The organism is Rhodovulum tesquicola, from assembly GCF_024128855.1.
Taxonomy (GTDB): Bacteria; Pseudomonadota; Alphaproteobacteria; order Rhodobacterales; family Rhodobacteraceae; genus Rhodovulum; species Rhodovulum tesquicola.
This window is the reverse complement of sequence record NZ_JAMYDV010000046.1, coordinates 1-2500: the sequence shown is the minus strand read 5'-3', so window position 1 is coordinate 2500 and position 2500 is coordinate 1. Positions and strand designations below refer to the sequence as shown.

The window sequence follows — 2500 nt, the reverse complement described above, 5'->3', positions numbered from 1 at the left end:
GGCGTCGAGTTCGTGGGATCAGACCCGAAACCGAGTGATCTAGGCATGACCAGGATGAAGGTACGGTAACACGTACTGGAGGTCCGAACCCACACCTGTTGAAAAAGGTCGGGATGAGTTGTGCCTAGGGGTGAAAGGCCAATCAAACTCGGAGATAGCTGGTTCTCCGCGAAATCTATTTAGGTAGAGCGTCATCCGAATACCCCGGGGGGTAGAGCACTGGATGGGTAATGGGGCCCCACAGGCTTACTGATCCTAACCAAACTCCGAATACCCGGGAGTACTAGATGGCAGACACACGGCGGGTGCTAACGTCCGTCGTGGAGAGGGAAACAACCCTGACCTACAGCTAAGGCCCCCAATTCGTGGCTAAGTGGGAAAGCAGGTGGGACGTCCAAAACAACCAGGAGGTTGGCTTAGAAGCAGCCATCCTTTAAAGATAGCGTAACAGCTCACTGGTCTAATCAAGATGTCCTGCGGCGAAGATGTAACGGGGCTCAAGCCACGAGCCGAAGCTTAGGACTGCGCAAGCAGTGGTAGCGGAGCGTAGTGTGACAAAACCCACGCCTCTTCTGCATCCTCGGATGCATCGGAGGCTCGGGTTTGACTGTGAAGCCGGGGCGTGAGCCATCCGGTGGAGTGATCACTAGCGAGAATGATGACATGAGTAGCGACAAGGAGGGTGAGAGACCCTCCCGCCGAAAGTCCAAGGGTTCCTGCTTAAAGCTAATCTGAGCAGGGTAAGCCGGCCCCTAAGTCGAGGCTGAAAAGCGTAGACGATGGGAATCAGGTTAATATTCCTGAGCCAGGAGGATGTGACGGATCGTGAAGGTTGTTCGCCCTTATCGGATTGGGCGGGCCGCTGATCGGTTCCTGGAAATAGCCCTCCATCAGACCGTACCCTAAACCGACACAGGTGGACTGGTAGAGCATACCAAGGCGCTTGAGAGAACGATGTTGAAGGAACTCGGCAAAATACCTCCGTAAGTTCGCGAGAAGGAGGCCCGGTTCGTGGGCAACCATGGGCCGGGGGCACAAACCAGGGGGTGGCGACTGTTTACTAAAAACACAGGGCTCTGCGAAGTCGCAAGACGACGTATAGGGTCTGACGCCTGCCCGGTGCCGGAAGGTTAAAAGGAGGGGTGCAAGCTCCGAATTGAAGCCCCGGTAAACGGCGGCCGTAACTATAACGGTCCTAAGGTAGCGAAATTCCTTGTCGGGTAAGTTCCGACCTGCACGAATGGCGTAACGACTTCCCCGCTGTCTCCAACATCGACTCAGCGAAATTGAATTGCCTGTCAAGATGCAGGCTTCCCGCGGTTAGACGGAAAGACCCCGTGCACCTTCACTACAGCTTCGCACTGGCATCAGGCACAACATGTGCAGGATAGGTGGTAGGCTTCGAAGCAGGGACGCCAGTTCCTGTGGAGCCATCCTTGAGATACCACCCTTGTTCTGCTTGATGTCTAACCGCGGTCCGTCATCCGGATCCGGGACCCTGCGTGGCGGGTAGTTTGACTGGGGCGGTCGCCTCCCAAACAGTAACGGAGGCGCGCGAAGGTTGGCTCAGAGCGGTCGGAAATCGCTCGTTGAGTGCAATGGCAAAAGCCAGCCTGACTGCGAGACTGACAAGTCGAGCAGAGACGAAAGTCGGCCATAGTGATCCGGTGGTCCCGAGTGGAAGGGCCATCGCTCAACGGATAAAAGGTACGCCGGGGATAACAGGCTGATACTGCCCAAGAGTCCATATCGACGGCAGTGTTTGGCACCTCGATGTCGGCTCATCTCATCCTGGGGCTGGAGCAGGTCCCAAGGGTATGGCTGTTCGCCATTTAAAGAGGTACGTGAGCTGGGTTTAGAACGTCGTGAGACAGTTCGGTCCCTATCTGCCGTGGGTGTAGGATACTTGAGAGGAGTTGCCCCTAGTACGAGAGGACCGGGGTGAACGATCCACTGGTGGACCTGTTGTGGCGCCAGCCGCAGTGCAGGGTAGCTATGATCGGACAGGATAACCGCTGAAGGCATCTAAGCGGGAAGCCCCCCTCAAAACAAGGTATCCCCGAGGGCCGTGGAAGACCACCACGTCGATAGGCCGGAGATGTAAGCGCAGCAATGCGTTCAGTTGACCGGTACTAATTGCCCGATAGGCTTGATTTGATCCAGTAAAAGCCAAGCTTCCTGGTATCAATAAGCACACAATCCCATGCTTGACTTGGACATATGGCTCTTCCTCGGTTTGGTGGTCATAGCGCGAGCAAAACACCCGGCTCCATTCCGAACCCGGCCGTTAAGTGCCGCCGCGCCAATGGTACTGCGTCTCAAGACGTGGGAGAGTAGGTCACCGCCAAACCTAGAAAGAGCCAAAAACAACTCTCAACACGATCAAAAATCAAACCACCAGGAGATCAAATCTCCAAAATCAGCGCGGGGTGGAGCAGCCCGGTAGCTCGTCAGGCTCATAACCTGAAGGTCGTAGGTTCAAATCCTACCCCCGCAACCA

1 tRNA gene and 2 rRNA genes (1 of these 3 cut by a window edge) are annotated in these 2500 nt (G+C 55.7%); all 3 read left to right on the top strand.

Going from position 1 to position 2500, the window contains the following annotated elements:
* Positions 1-2157: ribosomal RNA gene (locus NHN26_RS17155) — 23S ribosomal RNA — on the top strand; it begins 669 nt to the left of the window's first position.
* 78 nt (positions 2158-2235) lie between these two features.
* Positions 2236-2350 (top strand): 5S ribosomal RNA (gene rrf / locus NHN26_RS17150).
* A 73-nt stretch (positions 2351-2423) separates the two neighbouring features.
* Positions 2424-2500 (top strand) — tRNA-Met (locus tag NHN26_RS17145).